Here is a 16,533-nt window from a genome sequence, read left to right on the forward strand (position 1 = left end):
AGCGACCGGAGCGCGCGCAAAAAGTTGGAAGGAGATATCGGCATCGGGAACCCTTTATAACCATCTTAAATTCATTTGATGGTTACCTAATACCCCTCTAAATTACTTTTAGACAGTTACTTGTTCGTGAGTTTCCGTGAGCCATCATAACTGGCTAAATGCCGTTACTTCGGTTATGAGTATTGATCATTCCAAGTGACCGGACCCGCTTCACCATGACCGATGCGCCCCGCCCAGCCCCGTTTTTCGTAGGCGAACACCCCGCTCTGGATTTCCTCAATTCCGTCGCACAGCCCCGCAGCGTGCTGTATGACTGGCTTGAAACAGGTCAGGATCTGCTGGACTGGATGGCGGCAGCACAGCTTGTGACCGACAAAGAAGTTGCCGTTTTCCGCAACACCGACAGCGCCGCCGCCCTTGACGCCGCGCGCGCAGAAATCGTCGCCTTCCGCGAACGCTTTCGCGCCTTCATCGCATCAACGGCAGGGGTGCAGCCGACAGATGCGGCGCACCCAATGATCAAGGAAATCAACGCAATTCTCGCGCGTGGGGTAAGGACCCAGAACATCAAAGCGACCGAAGGGCGACTGACCCTGACCGAACAGTTCACCCTAAAGGCCCCTGCCGATCTGATCCTGCGGATCGCGTCCGCCGCCGCGCATCTGATCACGCAGGCCGATTTTCATCATGTCCGGAATTGCGAAGGCCCAACCTGCACGCTGTATTTTCTGGACGTCAGCAAGAACCACAAACGCCGCTGGTGTTCGATGGAGGTGTGCGGCAACCGCGCCAAGGCCGCCGCCTATCGTAAGCGCTGATAGGGTCACCAACCCCGACAGTGACAGGCTGTCTCGCACAGGGTAGTCTCGCTTTGATTATGATTTTGCGACCGACCTTATGCCTTCCATTTCGATTGTTCTCACCCAGTATTTCGCAAATGCCGCCGGCTATGAGTTGAAGGCAGACGGGTCTCTGATGCAGGGCGCCACGACGCTGCTGAAGGCAACCGTTGATCGCGGGCGGATTACAGCCAACGCACACTACGACATCCTTGGCCTTGTTGCGGAAAACGTTCCGGATCGCGCCTCGCTGTCAGTGCGCTATGCGAAGTCGATCAACTTCGACAAGGTCGGCAGCCTTGCCTTGGCGTGCAAAGCGGCCCCGACAGTTCATGGCGTTCTGGAACGTATGGCGCGGTATCAGTCGCTGGTTTCAGACAGCGTGCGCTACGACTTGATCCCGCAAGGCAGGTCAATGTTTTTGCGTCAGCAGGTTCTTTTGGGGCATGGCCCCGGACTGGTGTTTTCACCCGAAGCAGGTCTGTCAGCCATGTATTCGGCGATTGATCAAATGGCCGCAGACAACGTCACACCCGAACGCGTGACCTTCCGGCATGATCCCCCGCGGGATGCGCTGGCCTTCAACGATTTTTTCGGATGCGATATCGAGTTCAACGCAGACGCGGATGGCATTCTGTTTTCTCAGGGCACGCTGAAGGCCGAAAACAAACTCGGCGATCATGCGCTGTCCGAGTTTCTGACAAAGCATCTGGAAGAAGAACTGGAACAAATAGGGTCTTCCCCGTCTCTTGTTCGGGACACAAAAGAAGAGATCGGCAAGCACCTGAGCGAAGGCCTGCCCAAAATGGCGGATGTCGCGCGCGAACTGGGCTTTAGCGTGCGGTCCTTTCATCGTCGTCTGTCAGACCATGGCGTGAACTTTCAATCCCTTGCAGAAGAAACACGACGCGAGATCGCGCTGGGGATGCTTCAGAACGAAGCCCATACATTCTCTGAAATCGCGTTTCTCACAGGTTTTTCAGAACAAAGCGCCTTCAATCGCGCGTTCAAGCGCTGGACGAACCAGACGCCTGCAAACTACCGCAAATCGCTGACGCCCTGAGCGGGCTTTTGGCCGGATGGGTCAAGAGGCTGGCAGCAGCGGTCAATATCGTGATGCCCGTTCCAGCTATGAGATGTTCATCAATCTCAATCAGCCGGAGGTCATCATGAAAGCCCTTATCATCTGTTCCGTTCACGCGCTGTGTGACATTGCCGAGGTCGAACGGACCGCCTGTAATCTTGCGTTTAGAAAACGCGGCGTGCCTGCAATCCTTTCGAAACAGGACCAATCCAAACTCATCTCTGAAATGACAATGCTCGGCTTTTTGTCGCAGCTTCCGGGCACGGCGAAACAGCGTCGGGATTTGATCGAATGCTATCTTGATGTCCTGAACGACGCGGTCTGGAGCACGTCTCTGGAACCGCTTGAAAGCCTTGTCACCGCCTTGCGCTATCCCCTCGGGGTCACGCGTCCGACAGGGTTTCTATCGGATTACCCCATTCTGACCACCAACCTTATCCGATCCTCTGCGTTGGTCACCAACGCGACGCGGCTTGGTGTGATCACTGCGCCCATCGAACCAACCTATGCACAATGCGTGGAAAAAGGTTTGCTGGAAACCGCGGCTTCGCTGGATGTCGCGCCCTGTGATGTCGAAGTGCTGGTATCACACGCACGCGATTTCGCGGTGGCCAAGTCGCTGGGCATGGCACCCCGATTTGTCGATGAACCATGGACAGCGACGGACGTGGTGGCAGGCATGCAACCGACGCACGGCCAAGCCGATTTCCGATATGCGTCCTGATGTGCATCCCCGAACCCGTTTCAAGCGCGAAATTTCAGATAGAACCCATCGTTCTCGCCTAACCCGATTTATTCTTCTAAGCTGCCCACGGGTCCTGAGTTTAGGATGGTGGGCAGTACATGGACATCTTCGTTGCGGCTTTGCTGCCCATGGCGGTTGTCTTTATCATGTTCAGTCTGGGTCTGGGCCTGACGCCTGCGGACTTTGCCCGTATCGCTCAGCGCCCACGCGCGTTCTGCATCGGGGCGCTTAATCAGATCGTCATGCTGCCGCTGATTGCCTTCGGCATTATTCTAGGCTTCGGATTTACCGGAGAAACCGCTGTTGGGCTTATGATCCTTGCCGCCTGTCCGGGGGGCGCGACAAGCAACGTCATAACCAAGCTCGCCAATTGGGACGTGGCGTTATCGGTGACGTTGACAGCCGCCTTCAGCCTGACCTGCGTGATCACTGTCCCGCTGGTTCTGACATTCGCGGTCACGTACTTCATGCGCACCGAAGCGCCCGAGATCGACATCACATCGACAGCGATTACCGCCTTTCTGCTTACCGCACTTCCCATCACCGTTGGCGTCGCCCTGCGCGCGTTTACACCAAAGGCTGCCGCAGTCATCGACCCACCAGTGTCGATGGCCGCGACCCTACTGTTCATCGCCGTGATCGCAGGCGCCATCGCGTCGAACTGGCAGATCGTGCGCGACAATTTCGCAAGTCTCGGACTGGGCCTGATTGCGATGGTCGCCGTTGTTTCTTTTGTATCATTCGCCCTGTCGCGCTGGCTTCAAGCCACTGATCGAGAGGCGAAAACGATCTCGGTTGAAACCGGTGTTCAGAATGGCGCGCTGGCGCTTGCAATTGCTGGTCTTCTTGTGCCTGACGGCCCCATTTTCAACGCCTACGCGGTTCCCGCGGCTCTTTATGGTGTCGTTTGGCTGGGAAGCGCGCTGCCCGCGTTTCTTCTTCTGGCGCGCGCCGGAAATACCTGACACAGCCCCAACGCAATGTTTGGCCGCAACGGTCAAAACCCTGTCCGTCCCGGTCAATACCCCGGCTGACCGGAAAACTATCCCTTGGACATCACTTCAACCAAGGGAGTTTTTCAATGCGATACCTGACAACAGTTTCCGCCATGGCCTGCGTTGCCGTTCTGACCATCCCCTCTCCTCTGACCGCAGCAGGGGACCATGCCCACAATCCGGCCAATACGATCTCGACGGATGTCGGCCACCCCGACAGCTTTCGCCACTTTGCCCCTGAACTTCCTGCAATGCAGGCGCGTATTCCCGAAGCGAACACCGAGTTCGGACTTCATGTCAGCGAAATCGAACCCGGTCTCTTTTTTATCACAGACTTCATCTATCAATCTGCGTTTCTAGTGACCGATGAAGGTGTGGTTGTGTTCGACGCACCGCCCAGCTTTGGTGACCGGCACCGTGCCGTGATCGAGATGTCCGCGCCGGGCGTGCCGATCACGCATTTCATCCTCAGCCACAAACACGCCGACCACAACGGCGGCGGCTACGCTTTTGGTGACATTGAAGGGCTGACCGTCATCGCCGCACAAGCCAGCGCAGACAGTCTTGCGGCCAATCCTCTTCGCGGTGTCCTGAAACCGAACCAGACCTTTGACGAAAGCCTGTCGCTGACAGTCGGGGGCGTGCCGATTGAACTGCAAACCGCCAATTTTCACGCCAACGACACCGATGTGATCATACACCTGCCGCAACAGAAATTCCTGATGGCGATCGACACGATCACGCCGGGCGAAGCCCCCTTTATGAACTTCGGCGCGACCAGCAATCTCGAAGGCTACATGGCAGGGTTCGACACGTTCCTGTCCTATGACTTCGAACATTTTCTGTCGGGCCACGTCTCGGTTCTGGGGAAGCGGCAAGATGTCGAAACAGCCCGCGATTACGCGTTTGATGTGCGCGATACGGTCTATTCTCTTTGGCCCAGCTTCCTTGAACGCTTTGGCGCGAACATCGATCTGACGGGCTACCAGAATGGAAACCTTGCCTACCGGATGACCATGGAAGACGTGCGCGATGAATGCGCAGCCCAGATCATTGATCGCTGGGAAGACAAACTGTCCGTCGTCGATCTTTGGGCCGACAGCCACTGCGAAACGGTCGTCCTGCACGCAATCATGCACTGAAACGCGGATCAGGCAGCGCGACACGCATTCGCCACCCCGCCTGATCGTTCTCATCACTTAAATCGGGGACATTCCCATGACATTTCTTCAAAAACTCGCACTCGGCATTGCCGGACTCACCGCCTTCGGGATCGGAAGCTTTATCCTAACCGCCCCGCAGGCATTCTACGCCAGCTACGGCATCACACTTGGTTCCGACGCCAGTCTTCTCAGCGAATTGCGCGCGCCCGCCGCTGGTCTGGCAGCACTTGGCGCCGTGATGCTGGCAGGCATCAAAAGTCCGACCCTGCGCCCGTCATCCATAGTGGCCGCATTCATCGTCTTCCTCGGCTTTCCCGTGGGCCGCATTCTGGGCCTTCTGATCGACGGCGTTCCTTCTGACGGCATCCTCGCGGCTTTGGTTCTCGAACTAGCCATCGCGGCCTTGTGCCTGTTCGCCTTTCGGCGGGGCACGGGCCACGCCGCATCATCCCACATGACACACAAGACCAAAAGGATTTGATCCATGCCCCCCTTCGTCTTTTTCCTGATACAGCTTTCCATCATTGCCTACGCCCTTGTTGCGGGCGTCTTCCTGGCCTTTTCCGATTTCATCATGCGGTCACTGGCCACGACCAGCAGCCAAGGCGGCGTCGAAGCCATGCAAGTCATCAACCGCGAAGTGTTCCGCTGGGTTTTCATGACGCTTTTCATCGGCATGGCGCCCATGTCTTTGATCATCGGCGGCTATGCGTGGGCAAACCTGAGCGGCCCGCCCGCTTTGCTGATCATCGCGGCAGCGGCAGTCTACCTTGTCGGCTGTTTCGGGGTCACCGTTGTCTTCAACGTCCCCATGAACGAAGCGCTTGCCCGTATGGAGCTGAGCTCGGATGCAACGCGGGCCTACTGGTTGCAAACCTACGTGCCGCGCTGGACGTTCTGGAACACGGTACGAACAGTCGCGTCGACCACATCCGCCGCGCTTTTGCTGTTCGGGCTGCTGTGGCTTACGCAATCACAAGCGCAGCAAGCATGATATCAAATGCAAATCGGGCAGGAGACATGCGTTTCGGATTAAAACGCACGGGTCGGCGGCGACGCCGACCCAATCCGGACATTTATGGAAGGGGCCTCAATGGTCGGTGTCAGTCCTTTCCTGCAAGGACCCCAGAAGACCAAAGCGATGCCCCATCGCTTCAAAATCTTGAAACGAGGGTTTGCATGACAGACGCATCAGCCTGAATAATCCGCGTCCGAGACCTTCTCTAACCATGTCACCGCTTCGCCGTCGATTGCCTCTTGAACGGCGATGTGGCTCATGGCCGTGTCTGCGCTCGCGCCGTGCCAGTGTTTCTCGCCAGCGGGAAACCAGACCACATCGCCCTCGGACACTTCTTCGACGGGGCCGCCTTCGCGTTGCACGCGGCCGCGACCGAAGGTGATGATGATCGTCTGGCCGGCGGGATGTGTGTGCCAAGCGGTGCGGGCGCCGGGTTCGAAGGTGACATGGCTGCCAGTGGCTCGGCCCGGGTCTTCAGCCTGAAACATCGGGTCGATGCGCACGGTGCCGGTGAACCAGTCTTCTGGCCCTTTCATGGAGGCATTGCTGCCAGAACGCGTGATCTTCATTGGGTTTCCTTTCAGAGCTTTGTAAATCTGTAAGTGAGCCTCGGTCCGCCGGGCTGTCCATAGGCCAGAACGGCGGTCAGCATGGCGAAGGGTTCGGTGTAGCGGCCCGTCGCTGGCCCACCCGCTTCGAGCGGTTCAAAGCCAGTGTCCTTGATGAGTTCGGCGGCGATGGTCTTGGCGTCCGCATCGCGACCGTACATGACGACTTGCGGCGGTGCGGCGGGTCGCTGATCGCGCACGGGGGCAAAGGCTTCGGACGGCACTGTGTTGAAGCAGTTAACAAAGCGGGCCTCGGGGCGAACCTTTTCCAGCTCTTCGGCACCAGAGGTTTGCGGGCCAAGGACAAGTGTCTCATTGGCTTCGTCCAATGGCACACAGCAGTTCAGAACAATCTTGCCCGCGAGCGGCCCAGCCTGATCAAGAACATCATCGATGCGTGTCCAATGGACGGAAAGAAGCACAGCATCGGCGCTCTCGACCGCGTGGCGCAGCGCGGCCCGATCCGGAGCGGCGCTTCCGCCGGTTTCCTGCGCCAACCGTTCAAGCTTCTCGACGGAACGGGAATAGCAGAACGTGACGTGATGGCCCGCGGCGGCCCAGCTTTTGCCGATAGCAGCGCCCATGAGGCCTGAACCGAGGATGGTGAGTTTCATTTCAGTCTCCGGAAAGCGGCGCGCGGAACGGCCCCACGCGCCATAGTGAGTTATTCAGAGCGGTTGGCGAAGACCTCTTTCGCAACCGGCATCGCGGAAAAGACGCGCGGCCAGCCAGCGTAGAAGGCCAGATGCGCAAGCATCCCGCCGGCCTCTTCTTGAGTCAGGCCATTGTCCATCGCGCGGTTCAGGTGAAAGGTCATCTGCTCCGGCTGCCCTGCAGCAATGAGCCCCGCGACCGTGATCATCGAGCGGTCCCTCGGCGCAAGGTCGGGGCGCAGCCATAGGTCCCGAAACAACATCTCTTCGGTGTAATCCACCACGCCCTGACTGACCATGCCATAGGTGTCTTGCACCATCGTCTGGCGCGCGGCCTCGGCCTCTTCGTCGAGCGGTAGCAGCTCTGGCGAAGCGCCCGGCAGGTCCGCTGCCGCGATACCGCGTTCGGCAAAGACCGGAGCCATGGCCTTCGCCGCGCCGGTGGCATTGCCCCAACCGGTATAAAAGGCGAGGTGGGTGATGGTTTCGGACAGCTCGGCCGGGGTTACGCCCGCGTCCAGCGCCAGCGCGGTGAAGGTGTCGAGCTGTTCTGCCTCTCCGCGCGTGACCATTGCGGCAAAGGTGACGAGGGACCGGTCGCGCATCGACAGGCTTTCGGCGTTCCAGACCGTTTTGGTAACATTCGCACTGTAGTGTTCCAGTGCGGGCGAGACGGCAGAGACGGCGTCAGGCACAGTCGTGCTGACATCCTGAGCGGTGGCGGTAGTGCCCATAAGGGCAACAGCAGAGGCAGCGAGGTGGCGTTTCATCGGGAACTCCTTCCTGTTCGGTTGACTAACAAACAGGTGGGGCGTTTTCGACTTCGGTTAATGCGCTGGTGTTTCAGGCCACTGATGAGGAAACTTCATCAATTAGGTTCACGCAATGCATCCAGCACCACCTGAAAGGCAGAAGACGATCGCTGGCGACTTGGGTAGTAGAGGTGAAATCCCGGAAAGGACGGGCAGTAATCATCAAGGCAGGTCATCAAAGCCCCGCTGTCCAGATGGGGCTTGGCCAAGCGCTCGGGAACACAAGCCAAGCCATGCCCGTCTATCGCCGCGCGAAGCACGGAATTGATCGTATTAAAGGTCGCCTGCCCTTTAACCTTGACGTTGATCTCGTTGCCCTCCGCGTCCTCAAACTCCCACGCGTAAAGCGCGCCGTGGTTCGACAGGCGCAGGTTGATGCAGGCGTGTTCGGTCAATTCCGATGGCTCTTGTGGCTCTTTGCAAGCGGCAAAGTAGGTGGGGGCCCCCACGCAGATCATCCGCTCATCTGGGCCAATGCGCATGGCGATCATGCCTTCGGCGACCTGATCGCCATAGCGCACCCCCGCGTCGCAACGCGACTGCGCCAGATCGGTATATTCGTACTCCATCACCAGTTCCACGTTCACGCCGGGATGTTTTTTCAACATTGGTGACAGTTTCGGCCAGAGGATCGACTCGATCGCATACTCAACCGCAACGATCCGTACGGTTCCGGTGGGCTCATCCAGCGTATCATTGAGGGCCTGCAGCCGGTTTTCGATGCGTTCGAAGCATGGGTTGAGCGTGGCCAGCAGATCTTCGCCCTCTAGCGTCGGGGCCACGGAACGGGTCGTCCGGGTCAAAAGGCGCAGCCCCAGACGCTGCTCGAGGCCCTTGATCGTATGAGACAGCGCAGATTGCGAGACATTCAGCCGTGCGGCGGCACGGGTAAAGCTACGCTCTTCGGCAACAGCGGCGAAGGCGATGAGGTCGGTTATATTCTCGCGGATCATGGGGGCGGCGGCGGCCTTTGCTGGAAGGGTCATTTCTACCTCCATGATATATGTAGTATGCTCATGAGGTCGACGGATTATTTCCGCCAACCTCATATATTAGGCGGGTGTCAGCCGCCATATTCTGCGTCCGTCACGTGTTCACCCCAAGTTACCGCGCTGCCGTCTTCGCTGCCTTGAATCGCGTAATGCGTGACAGATGTGGTTTCTGTCGCCCCATGCCAGTGCTCGACACCAGGCGGGCACCAGACCACATCACCTGCCTCGATGATATGCTTGGGTTGACCACGTTCCTGCGTCCAGCCGGTGCCGTGGGTCACGACAAGCATCTGACCGACCGGATGGGTGTGCCAAGCCGATCGCGCACCGGGCAAAAAGGTCACTTCGCCCGCGCTGACGCCCGCCATCTTCGGTGCAAAGACCGGCGAGACATAGACTGTTCCAGTGAAGGTTTCCGCCGCACCGATCTGGCCTGTGCGGTCTTGGTGATGCGTGATCTCGACCTGCTGAGCGCTCAGCGCAACGGGGGCAAGAAGTGCGGTGGCGAGGATGAGATGTTTCATGGTCGTCTCCTGTTTTTCTGTGCCCCTTACAGACTAGGGCCCGCGCATCAGGCCATCATGGCCGCAAAGCAGGAGACGGAGATGAGCGGAATTCATCAATGAGACCCGCCAGCATTGATGAGTTTCACTCACCTCTCCTATCGAAATGGCGGCATTGTCCCGTTTTGCTCATGAACCAAATGAAAACTAACGGGCCACTCGCCCTTAAAGCGCACCTAACCGAACAGGACAAAAGCTATGCAACTGAACGTCAATGGAACGACCCACAATGTCGATGTGGACGAGGACACGCCGCTCCTCTGGGTGATCCGCGAGGAACTGGGCCTGTCCGGTACAAAATACGGTTGCGGCATCGCGCAGTGCGGCGCTTGCACCGTGCTGGTCGACGGCGTGGCGACGCGCTCGTGCGTGACACCTGCCTCTGTCGTGGCCGGACAAGAGATCAAAACGATCGAGACCGTGGAAGAAACCGACATCGGCAAGCGCGTCGTCGAGGCGTGGGTCGAGAACCAAGTGCCGCAGTGCGGTTATTGTCAGTCCGGTCAGGTTCTTGCCGCAACTGCTCTGCTGACCGAAACGCCCCAGCCCACGGATGAAGACATCGAATACGCGATGACCAACCTCTGCCGCTGCGGCACCTACAACAAGATCCGCGCTGCCGTGCGCTCGGCATCGGAGGCGTAAGTCATGGGAATCGCTGACATGCTCAAGGCCAAGCCCGTCAATGTCTCTCGCCGGGGCTTTCTTGCCGGGGCTGGGTCGCTCGTGCTTGCAACCACTCTTCCCGTGAAACCCGTTCGCGGTCAGGAGGCATCCGACGCGCCCGCTGTGCAGGCCTTTATGGAATTGCGCGCTGACGGCACGGTCCTGCTCAAAAGCCCCTTCATCGAAGGTGGTCAGGGCGTCTACACCGCCATGGCCCAGATCGTGGGCGAAGAACTCGACCTTGATCCCTCGCAATTCACTGTCGAAATCGCACCGCCCGGCGGGCCTTTCGGCATCATGGGCGGCTTTCGCATCACTGGCGGCAGCGCCTCGACGCGCTCGTCTTACATGCTTATGCGCCGATTGGGCGCCTCTGCCCGCGCCATGCTCTTGCAGGCGGCAAGCGATGGTTGGGGCATTCCGGCTGCGCAACTGACCACCGAGCCGGGCGCTGTTCTTGGCCCCAATGGCGAGCGCGCCGCGTATGGCGATCTGGCCGCGATGGCAATGGACCTCGACGTGCCCGCAGATGTGCCGCTGCGCGATCCAACTACTTTTCGTTACATCAAATCCCCGACCCCGCGCATTGACGTGCGCGACAAGTCCACCGGGCAGGCAAAGTACGCCATAGATGTTGAGGTCGAGGGAATGCTTCTTGCCGCAGTCCGGCATGCGCCGCGACTGGGCATGACGCCCTCTGCCGTCACCAACCAGTCCGAAATCGAAGCGATGCGCGGTGTGCATTCGGTGCATATGCTCGACGGTGCTGTGGCCGTGGTAGCCGAGAAGTTCTGGCAAGCGCGCAAGGCGCTGGATGCGGCACGGGTGGATTGGACCGACGGCGACGCCCAATGGCCGATGCCTACCGATTTTTCCTCGCAAGGTTTCCGCGATCAATTGGCCAATGCCACGGGCGACATCGCCACTGTCGAAAACACAGGCGATGCGGCCTCGACGCTGAACAGCGCTGAGACTGTGATCGAAGCGACCTATGATGCGCCCTTTGTGGTCCACGGCCAGCTTGAGCCGCCTTCGGCCACCGCGCGGTTCAACGAAGATGGCACGCTCGACCTTTGGCTGCCCAACCAAGCGCCAGAACAATTCGCGGGCCGCGCGGCGGAAGCGGCGGGGATCACGCCCGATAAGGTACAACTGCATTCGCAGGTCCTGGGCGGCTTCTTCGGACGGCACTTCCTTTACGAGACCGCGAACCCCTTCCCGCAGGCAATCGCATTGGCCAAAGCCACAGGCCGCCCGGTCAAGTTGATCTGGTCGCGCGAGGAAGACTTCCTACGCGACGCGCCGCGTCCGCTGGGCCTTGCACGGTTCAGGGGCTCAGTCGGGCCGAACGGCCCAGAGGCGCTGGAGATCGAGGTCGTAGGTGAAGGGCCGACAGGCCGCTGGTACGGCGCGCCTGCAGGCAACGACCCTTCTGCTCACGAGGGCCTCTCCGGCAAGCCCTATGCTATCGGCAACAAACAGATCGGTCAGATCTATCTGCCGAACCCGGCGGTGATCGGCTATTGGCGGTCGGTTGGCCATTCGATGCATGATTATATGTACGAAAGCTTTCTCGACGAGATGGCCGAGGCTGCTGGACTTGATCCTTATGAAATGCGCCTCTCTCTGCTAGAAGGCTCTCCGCGTCACAGTACCTTGCTGCAAGCGGTCGCAGAACTGGCAGGTGGATGGCAGCCGGGGCCATACGAAGTGGACGGCGTCCAGCGCGCCCGTGGCGTCGCCATGGCGTCTCCCTTCGGCTCCGAAGCCGCCTCCATTGCCGAAGTCTCGCTTGATGGCGGCGAAGTGAAGGTGCATCAGGTCTGGACCGCCATTGACCCCGGACAAATCGTCAACCCCGCCGTGATCGAGGCGCAGGTGCAGGGCGCGACGGCCCTTGCCGTGTCACAGACGCTGGTCGAAGAACTCGTCTATGAGAATGGCGAACCCACCGCGCGCAACTTCGATATGTACCCTATCCTGCGACCCGACCAGATGCCGGAAGTCCACGTGCGCATCATTGAGAGCGGCGCTGAGATGGGCGGTGTGGGCGAGCCGGGCCTTCCGGCTGTCGTCCCCGCGATTTGCAATGCCGTGGCGCGGCTGACTGGTCAGAGGGTGCGCAGCCTGCCACTCTCCAAACATGACTTCAGCTAGAATAGGAGCGGGGGCTGTCACGGCCCCCGCATTTCCATCATGATCCGACATTTCCTTATAGCCGCCTTCTCTGTCCTGCTTCCCGCGGCGGCCTTCGCAGAAGATACCAAAATGCACGTCACCTTCGATCTGGGCCACACAACGCTGTTTGCCACCCTCGATGACACCCCCGCCGCTCGCGACTTCGCCGCCATGCTTCCGCTTACGCTCACGCTCTCGGACTACCACGGCATCGAAAAGGTCGCTGATCTTGGCAAACGTCTCGACAGCACGGGCATGCCTTCAAGCTACACACCGCAGGCGGGCGACATCACGCAATATGCGCCATGGAAGAACCTTGCCCTGTTCCTGAAGCCATTCCAGAACTCCAACGGATTGGTGAGACTCGGCCAGTTCGACGGAGACTTCTCGGCGCTGCACCAGCCGGGCGAAATCGAAGTCACGATCTCGGCTAGCGACTAGCGGTGGCGATGTCTTCACAGATTTTCAAAGCCCTGAACGACGAAGGGCGCCCCAACCGGAGCGCCCGACTTGGTCATCTTAGCCGGATCATTTGCCCGAGAACACAGGGAACATAGAAGCCTCGCCGTAGTCTTTCGCGGTGATGCCCTTGAGTGTCTCCATGTCTTCGGCCGAAATCTCAAAATCCACTTCGGCATTGGATGACATATGCGCGGGATTGCCAGTTTTCGGCAGCGCGAGAATGTCCTGCTGTAGCAGATAGCGGATGCAAAGCTGCGGCACGCTTGCGTCGTATTTCGCTGCGATTTCCTTGATCTCGGCGTTATCCAGAATCGCGCCGTGGCCAATGGGCGAATAGGCTTCGACCAGCATCCCATTGGATTTTGCGTAGTCGATCAGATCAAACGGCGTGTTGCCCACATGCGCAAGAAGCTGCAAGATCATCGGCTTCACGGCGGCGTTCTCAAAAAGATTGTCGAGGTCGGGCTTTTGGAAATTCGACACCCCGATGGCGCGCAGCTTGCCTGCCTCCAGCGCCTCTTCCATCGCCTTCCACGCCGCTAGGTTGCCTTCGAAGAAGCGGTCCTCGCCTTCCCAGTCCTGCCAGGGTTTGGGGCTGTGGATAATGAAAAGGTCGATGTAGTCGAGGCCCATGGCCTCCAGAGAAGCGTCGATGGCAGCCTTGGCTCCCTCGTAGTCCTTGATTTCGGCAGCCAGCTTCGACTGCACGAAAATCTCATCGCGCGGGACGCCCGACGTGCGCACACCTTCGCCCACGCCTCGCTCGTTGCCATAGGCCTGAGCCGTGTCGATATGGCGATACCCGATTTCGATGGCCTTTCTGACGGCGTCAGCGGCAACATCGTCTTCGATCATCCACGTACCGAGCGCAAGTTTCGGGATGGCAACGCCGTTCGGCAGGGTCTGTGTCTGGTTCAACACCATTTTGTTCTTCCTTCTTTCCAATACTGCAGGAGCAGTCGTCTGACACAGAGCTAGTTCCTTCACCCACGCAGGATAATCGCGACCTTGTGCAATCCACTGATGAGCGGAAATCATCAATGCGGAAGAACCCGGTCACCAAAGCGGATCAGCGCTACTTCACCCGGGATGACGAGGTATATTCGATCACGCTTCGTGACCCGAATGCTGATGACGCAGGTCCATGGAGCACATGGCAGGGCTTAGTTCGCAGGTTACACGATGCAGGGATTGACCCACTGGGCGGCAGAGGCGGCGCTCATGGACAGGTCTATTTGCATGCAGACACTGATCGAGCCTTACCCTAAGCAACTAAGATCACGACAAACAAACCGGCGCAGGGCAATAACCCTGCGCCAGTTTGCGTTAGACCCTCCGCTGCCGGAAATCAGCCACCGGAAAACCTATGGTGTGATTTCTGAAAAACTTGCGGTGGCTGACACCATTTCTTCAGAAATTTATCCGCACTTGGAATGACCGCAGCTTGCGCAGGTCATGCAGCCCTCGACCATGCGCATGTCGAATTGGCCGCAGGACGGGCAGGCCTTGCCGCGGGGCGCATCTAGGTTCACGACGGCGGCTTTGGGGTCTGATTTCAGGCCCATACCTTCGCCTTCAAGGAAGCCTATGGCGATCAGGTGCTGTTCGATCACGCCGCCGATCGCCGCCAGAATGGAGGGGATGTATTTGCCCTTCACCCATGCACCACCGCGCGGATCGAAGACGGCCTTCAGTTCTTCCACCACAAAGCTGACATCACCGCCGCGACGGAACACGGCCGAAATCATGCGCGTCAGGGCCAGCGTCCATGCGTAATGCTCCATGTTCTTGGAGTTGATGAACACTTCGAACGGGCGGCGGCGACCGCCGACAACGACGTCGTTGATGGTCAGGTAGATCGCATGTTCGCTATCGGGCCATTTCAGCTTGTAGGTCGCACCCTCAAGGCTCTGCGGGCGGTCCAGCGGTTCGGACATGTAGACGACTTCGGCGCCATTTTCCTCGGCCTCGACCAATACCGGCTTTTCGCTGGACTTGGGTTCGCTTTCGCTGACCGACAGGACCGACCCTGTGACGTCATTCGGACGATAGGTGGTGCAGCCTTTACAGCCTGTCTCGAACGCCTCCATGTAGACGTCTTTGAAGGCCTCGAACGAGATATCTTCGGGGCAGTTGATGGTTTTGGAAATCGACGAGTCGACCCACTTCTGCGCGGCGGCCTGCATGCGCACGTGATCCAGAGGGGCCAGTGTTTGGGCGTTCACAAAGTAATCCGGTAGATCACGGTCGCCGAATTTTTCGCGCCACAAGCTGACCGCGTAATCCACGACTTCTTCTTCCGTGCGCGAGCCGTCTTTTTGCAGAACCTTGCGAGTGTAGGCGTAGGCGAACACCGGTTCGATCCCCGAGGACACGTTGCCAGCATAAAGCGAGATCGTGCCCGTCGGCGCGATCGAGGTCAGCAGCGCGTTGCGGATGCCGTGTTCGCGGATTGCGTCACGCACGTCGTCATCCATGTTCATCATGTTGCCGGACGCCAGATACTTATCCGCGTCAAACAGCGGGAAGGCACCCTTTTCCTTGGCCAACTCGACCGACGCCAGATAGGACGCGCGGGCGATCTGCTTCAGCCACGCTTCGGTCTGTGCCGCTGCGGTCTCGGACCCATAGCGCAGACCCAACATCAGCAGCGCATCCGCAAGACCCGTGACACCCAGACCGATACGGCGTTTGTTGCGCGCCTCTTCTGCCTGTGCCTCAAGCGGGAAGCGGGACGCATCGACCACGTTGTCCATCATGCGTACGGCGGTGGCGACCAGTTCGTTCAGCGCCTCTTCATCCATTTGCGCGCCGTCTTCGAACGGGTTCGATACCAGACGGGCAAGGTTGATCGAACCTAGCAGGCAAGCGCCATAGGGCGGCAGGGGCTGTTCGCCACAGGGGTTGGTCGCGGCGATGGTTTCACAATAGCTCAGGTTGTTCGCGTTGTTGATCCGGTCGATGAAAATCACGCCCGGTTCGGCAAAGTCATAAGTCGACTGCATGATCTGGTTCCACAGATCGACCGCCTGGACGGTTTTGTAGACGACACCGTCAAATTGCAGGTCCCAGGACTTGTCTGCTTTGACCGCTTCCATGAACGCGTCGGTCACCAGAACCGACAGGTTGAACATGCGCAGGCGGGCCGAGTCAGACTTGGCCGTGATAAAGTTTTCGATGTCAGGATGGTCGCAACGCATCGTCGCCATCATCGCGCCACGACGCGACCCCGCCGACATGATCGTGCGGCACATCGCATCCCACACGTCCATGAAGGACAGCGGGCCGGACGCATCCGCCGCCACGCCCGCAACAGGCGCACCCTTGGGCCGGATGGTCGAGAAATCATAGCCGATTCCGCCGCCCTGCTGCATGGTAAGCGCCGCTTCTTTCAGCATGTCAAAGATGCCGCCCATGCTGTCGGGAACGGTGCCCATAACAAAGCAGTTGAACAGCGTCACGGTACGGTCTGTGCCCGCGCCTGCGGTGATCCGGCCAGCGGGCAGGTATTTGAAATCTTCCAACGCGTTGAAAAACTTGCCTTCCCAATGCTTGGGGTCTTTTTCGACGCTGGCCAGCGACCGTGCGATGCGGCGCCATGTGTCTTCTACGGTGGTGTCAATCACTTTGCCGTCGCCATCTTTCAGGCGGTATTTCATATCCCAAATCTGCTCGGCAATCGGGGCGGCAAAGCGTGTCATCGCATATATCCTGTGTCATCGGCTGGAAGGACCCACAAATTAGGCGACTGGCCC

The 16,533-nt window shown here is 59.0% G+C and carries 18 protein-coding genes; 11 read left to right on the top strand and 7 right to left on the bottom strand.

Annotated elements, in window-relative coordinates:
* The first annotated feature begins 215 nt into the window (after positions 1-215).
* From C4S59_RS02605 to C4S59_RS02635, 7 genes are all read left to right on the top strand, one after another.
* The gene (locus C4S59_RS02605) at positions 216-818 is read left to right on the top strand and encodes a CGNR zinc finger domain-containing protein (protein WP_103908906.1); all 603 of its coding nucleotides are present in this window, start codon (positions 216-218) and stop codon (positions 816-818) included.
* A gap of 79 nt (positions 819-897) precedes the next feature.
* A complete protein-coding gene (locus tag C4S59_RS02610) occupies positions 898-1,902 on the top strand; it encodes a helix-turn-helix domain-containing protein (RefSeq protein WP_103908907.1) in 1,005 nt (334 codons plus the stop codon).
* Positions 1,903-2,008: 106 nt separating this feature from the next.
* Positions 2,009-2,647 (top strand): hypothetical protein, encoded by a 639-nt coding sequence (locus tag C4S59_RS02615; protein WP_146064500.1) that lies wholly within the window; start codon positions 2,009-2,011, stop codon positions 2,645-2,647.
* A 119-nt stretch (positions 2,648-2,766) separates the two neighbouring features.
* Entirely contained in the window at positions 2,767-3,633 is an 867-nt protein-coding gene (locus C4S59_RS02620) for a bile acid:sodium symporter family protein (RefSeq protein ID WP_103908909.1), read from the top strand.
* 116 nt (positions 3,634-3,749) lie between these two features.
* On the top strand, positions 3,750-4,805 hold the full coding sequence (locus tag C4S59_RS02625; protein WP_103908910.1) for an MBL fold metallo-hydrolase: 1,056 nt from the start codon (positions 3,750-3,752) through the stop codon (positions 4,803-4,805).
* Between the two features lie 76 nt (positions 4,806-4,881).
* Positions 4,882-5,307, top strand: coding sequence for a DUF4345 domain-containing protein (locus C4S59_RS02630; protein ID WP_103908911.1), 426 nt, complete (start codon positions 4,882-4,884; stop codon positions 5,305-5,307).
* A gap of 3 nt (positions 5,308-5,310) precedes the next feature.
* The gene (locus C4S59_RS02635; protein ID WP_103908912.1) at positions 5,311-5,820 is read left to right on the top strand and encodes an anthrone oxygenase family protein; all 510 of its coding nucleotides are present in this window, start codon (positions 5,311-5,313) and stop codon (positions 5,818-5,820) included.
* Positions 5,821-6,017: 197 nt separating this feature from the next.
* On the opposite strand, the gene C4S59_RS02640 is transcribed toward C4S59_RS02635, so the two are convergent.
* The 5 genes from C4S59_RS02640 to C4S59_RS02660 form a co-directional block, all read right to left on the bottom strand.
* On the bottom strand, positions 6,018-6,413 hold the full coding sequence (locus C4S59_RS02640; RefSeq protein ID WP_103908913.1) for a (R)-mandelonitrile lyase: 396 nt from the start codon (positions 6,411-6,413) through the stop codon (positions 6,018-6,020).
* Positions 6,414-6,424: 11 nt separating this feature from the next.
* Positions 6,425-7,066, bottom strand: coding sequence for an NADPH-dependent F420 reductase (locus tag C4S59_RS02645; RefSeq protein ID WP_103908914.1), 642 nt, complete (start codon positions 7,064-7,066; stop codon positions 6,425-6,427).
* A gap of 50 nt (positions 7,067-7,116) precedes the next feature.
* Positions 7,117-7,875, bottom strand: coding sequence for a carboxymuconolactone decarboxylase family protein (locus tag C4S59_RS02650; protein ID WP_103908915.1), 759 nt, complete (start codon positions 7,873-7,875; stop codon positions 7,117-7,119).
* 98 nt (positions 7,876-7,973) lie between these two features.
* On the bottom strand, positions 7,974-8,903 hold the full coding sequence (locus C4S59_RS02655) for a LysR family transcriptional regulator (protein ID WP_327345768.1): 930 nt from the start codon (positions 8,901-8,903) through the stop codon (positions 7,974-7,976).
* 77 nt (positions 8,904-8,980) lie between these two features.
* The gene (locus C4S59_RS02660) at positions 8,981-9,433 is read right to left on the bottom strand and encodes a (R)-mandelonitrile lyase (protein WP_103908917.1); all 453 of its coding nucleotides are present in this window, start codon (positions 9,431-9,433) and stop codon (positions 8,981-8,983) included.
* Positions 9,434-9,670: 237 nt separating this feature from the next.
* Between C4S59_RS02660 and C4S59_RS02665 the strand changes: the two genes are divergently transcribed.
* From C4S59_RS02665 to C4S59_RS02675, 3 genes are read left to right on the top strand one after another with little or no spacing between them, the layout of a single operon-like run.
* Entirely contained in the window at positions 9,671-10,117 is a 447-nt protein-coding gene (locus tag C4S59_RS02665) for a (2Fe-2S)-binding protein (RefSeq protein WP_103908918.1), read from the top strand.
* A 3-nt stretch (positions 10,118-10,120) separates the two neighbouring features.
* Positions 10,121-12,295, top strand: a complete 2,175-nt coding sequence (locus tag C4S59_RS02670; RefSeq protein WP_103908919.1) for a xanthine dehydrogenase family protein molybdopterin-binding subunit — start codon at positions 10,121-10,123, stop codon at positions 12,293-12,295.
* Between the two features lie 39 nt (positions 12,296-12,334).
* Positions 12,335-12,757, top strand: a complete 423-nt coding sequence (locus tag C4S59_RS02675; protein ID WP_234994657.1) for a cyclophilin-like fold protein — start codon at positions 12,335-12,337, stop codon at positions 12,755-12,757.
* 87 nt (positions 12,758-12,844) lie between these two features.
* On the opposite strand, the gene C4S59_RS02680 is transcribed toward C4S59_RS02675, so the two are convergent.
* Positions 12,845-13,702: an aldo/keto reductase gene (locus C4S59_RS02680; protein WP_103908920.1), complete on the bottom strand. Its 858-nt coding sequence runs from the start codon at positions 13,700-13,702 to the stop codon at positions 12,845-12,847.
* A 315-nt stretch (positions 13,703-14,017) separates the two neighbouring features.
* On the opposite strand from C4S59_RS02680, the gene C4S59_RS19475 reads away from it, so the two are divergent.
* Positions 14,018-14,215: a hypothetical protein gene (locus tag C4S59_RS19475; protein WP_146064501.1), complete on the top strand. Its 198-nt coding sequence runs from the start codon at positions 14,018-14,020 to the stop codon at positions 14,213-14,215.
* Here the strand turns inward: C4S59_RS19475 and C4S59_RS02685 are convergent.
* Entirely contained in the window at positions 14,197-16,479 is a 2,283-nt protein-coding gene (locus tag C4S59_RS02685; protein ID WP_103908921.1) for an adenosylcobalamin-dependent ribonucleoside-diphosphate reductase, read from the bottom strand. The two genes, C4S59_RS19475 and C4S59_RS02685, sit on opposite strands and share 19 nt — an antisense overlap.
* Positions 16,480-16,533 lie beyond the last annotated feature (54 nt).

Origin of the sequence: Thalassococcus halodurans, assembly GCF_900108225.1 — a bacterium.
In the GTDB taxonomy this organism is placed as follows: Bacteria; Pseudomonadota; Alphaproteobacteria; order Rhodobacterales; family Rhodobacteraceae; genus Thalassococcus; species Thalassococcus halodurans.

Coding starts and splice junctions, on each gene's coding strand:
- C4S59_RS02605 (WP_103908906.1), top strand. CDS start 216: ATGACCGATGCGCCCCGCCCAGCCCCGTTTTTCGTAGGCGAACACCCC.
- C4S59_RS02610 (WP_103908907.1), top strand. CDS start 898: ATGCCTTCCATTTCGATTGTTCTCACCCAGTATTTCGCAAATGCCGCC.
- C4S59_RS02615 (WP_146064500.1), top strand. CDS start 2,009: ATGAAAGCCCTTATCATCTGTTCCGTTCACGCGCTGTGTGACATTGCC.
- C4S59_RS02620 (WP_103908909.1), top strand. CDS start 2,767: ATGGACATCTTCGTTGCGGCTTTGCTGCCCATGGCGGTTGTCTTTATC.
- C4S59_RS02625 (WP_103908910.1), top strand. CDS start 3,750: ATGCGATACCTGACAACAGTTTCCGCCATGGCCTGCGTTGCCGTTCTG.
- C4S59_RS02630 (WP_103908911.1), top strand. CDS start 4,882: ATGACATTTCTTCAAAAACTCGCACTCGGCATTGCCGGACTCACCGCC.
- C4S59_RS02635 (WP_103908912.1), top strand. CDS start 5,311: ATGCCCCCCTTCGTCTTTTTCCTGATACAGCTTTCCATCATTGCCTAC.
- C4S59_RS02640 (WP_103908913.1), bottom strand. CDS start 6,413: ATGAAGATCACGCGTTCTGGCAGCAATGCCTCCATGAAAGGGCCAGAA.
- C4S59_RS02645 (WP_103908914.1), bottom strand. CDS start 7,066: ATGAAACTCACCATCCTCGGTTCAGGCCTCATGGGCGCTGCTATCGGC.
- C4S59_RS02650 (WP_103908915.1), bottom strand. CDS start 7,875: ATGAAACGCCACCTCGCTGCCTCTGCTGTTGCCCTTATGGGCACTACC.
- C4S59_RS02655 (WP_327345768.1), bottom strand. CDS start 8,903: ATGACCCTTCCAGCAAAGGCCGCCGCCGCCCCCATGATCCGCGAGAAT.
- C4S59_RS02660 (WP_103908917.1), bottom strand. CDS start 9,433: ATGAAACATCTCATCCTCGCCACCGCACTTCTTGCCCCCGTTGCGCTG.
- C4S59_RS02665 (WP_103908918.1), top strand. CDS start 9,671: ATGCAACTGAACGTCAATGGAACGACCCACAATGTCGATGTGGACGAG.
- C4S59_RS02670 (WP_103908919.1), top strand. CDS start 10,121: ATGGGAATCGCTGACATGCTCAAGGCCAAGCCCGTCAATGTCTCTCGC.
- C4S59_RS02675 (WP_234994657.1), top strand. CDS start 12,335: ATGATCCGACATTTCCTTATAGCCGCCTTCTCTGTCCTGCTTCCCGCG.
- C4S59_RS02680 (WP_103908920.1), bottom strand. CDS start 13,702: ATGGTGTTGAACCAGACACAGACCCTGCCGAACGGCGTTGCCATCCCG.
- C4S59_RS19475 (WP_146064501.1), top strand. CDS start 14,018: ATGCAGACACTGATCGAGCCTTACCCTAAGCAACTAAGATCACGACAA.
- C4S59_RS02685 (WP_103908921.1), bottom strand. CDS start 16,479: ATGACACGCTTTGCCGCCCCGATTGCCGAGCAGATTTGGGATATGAAA.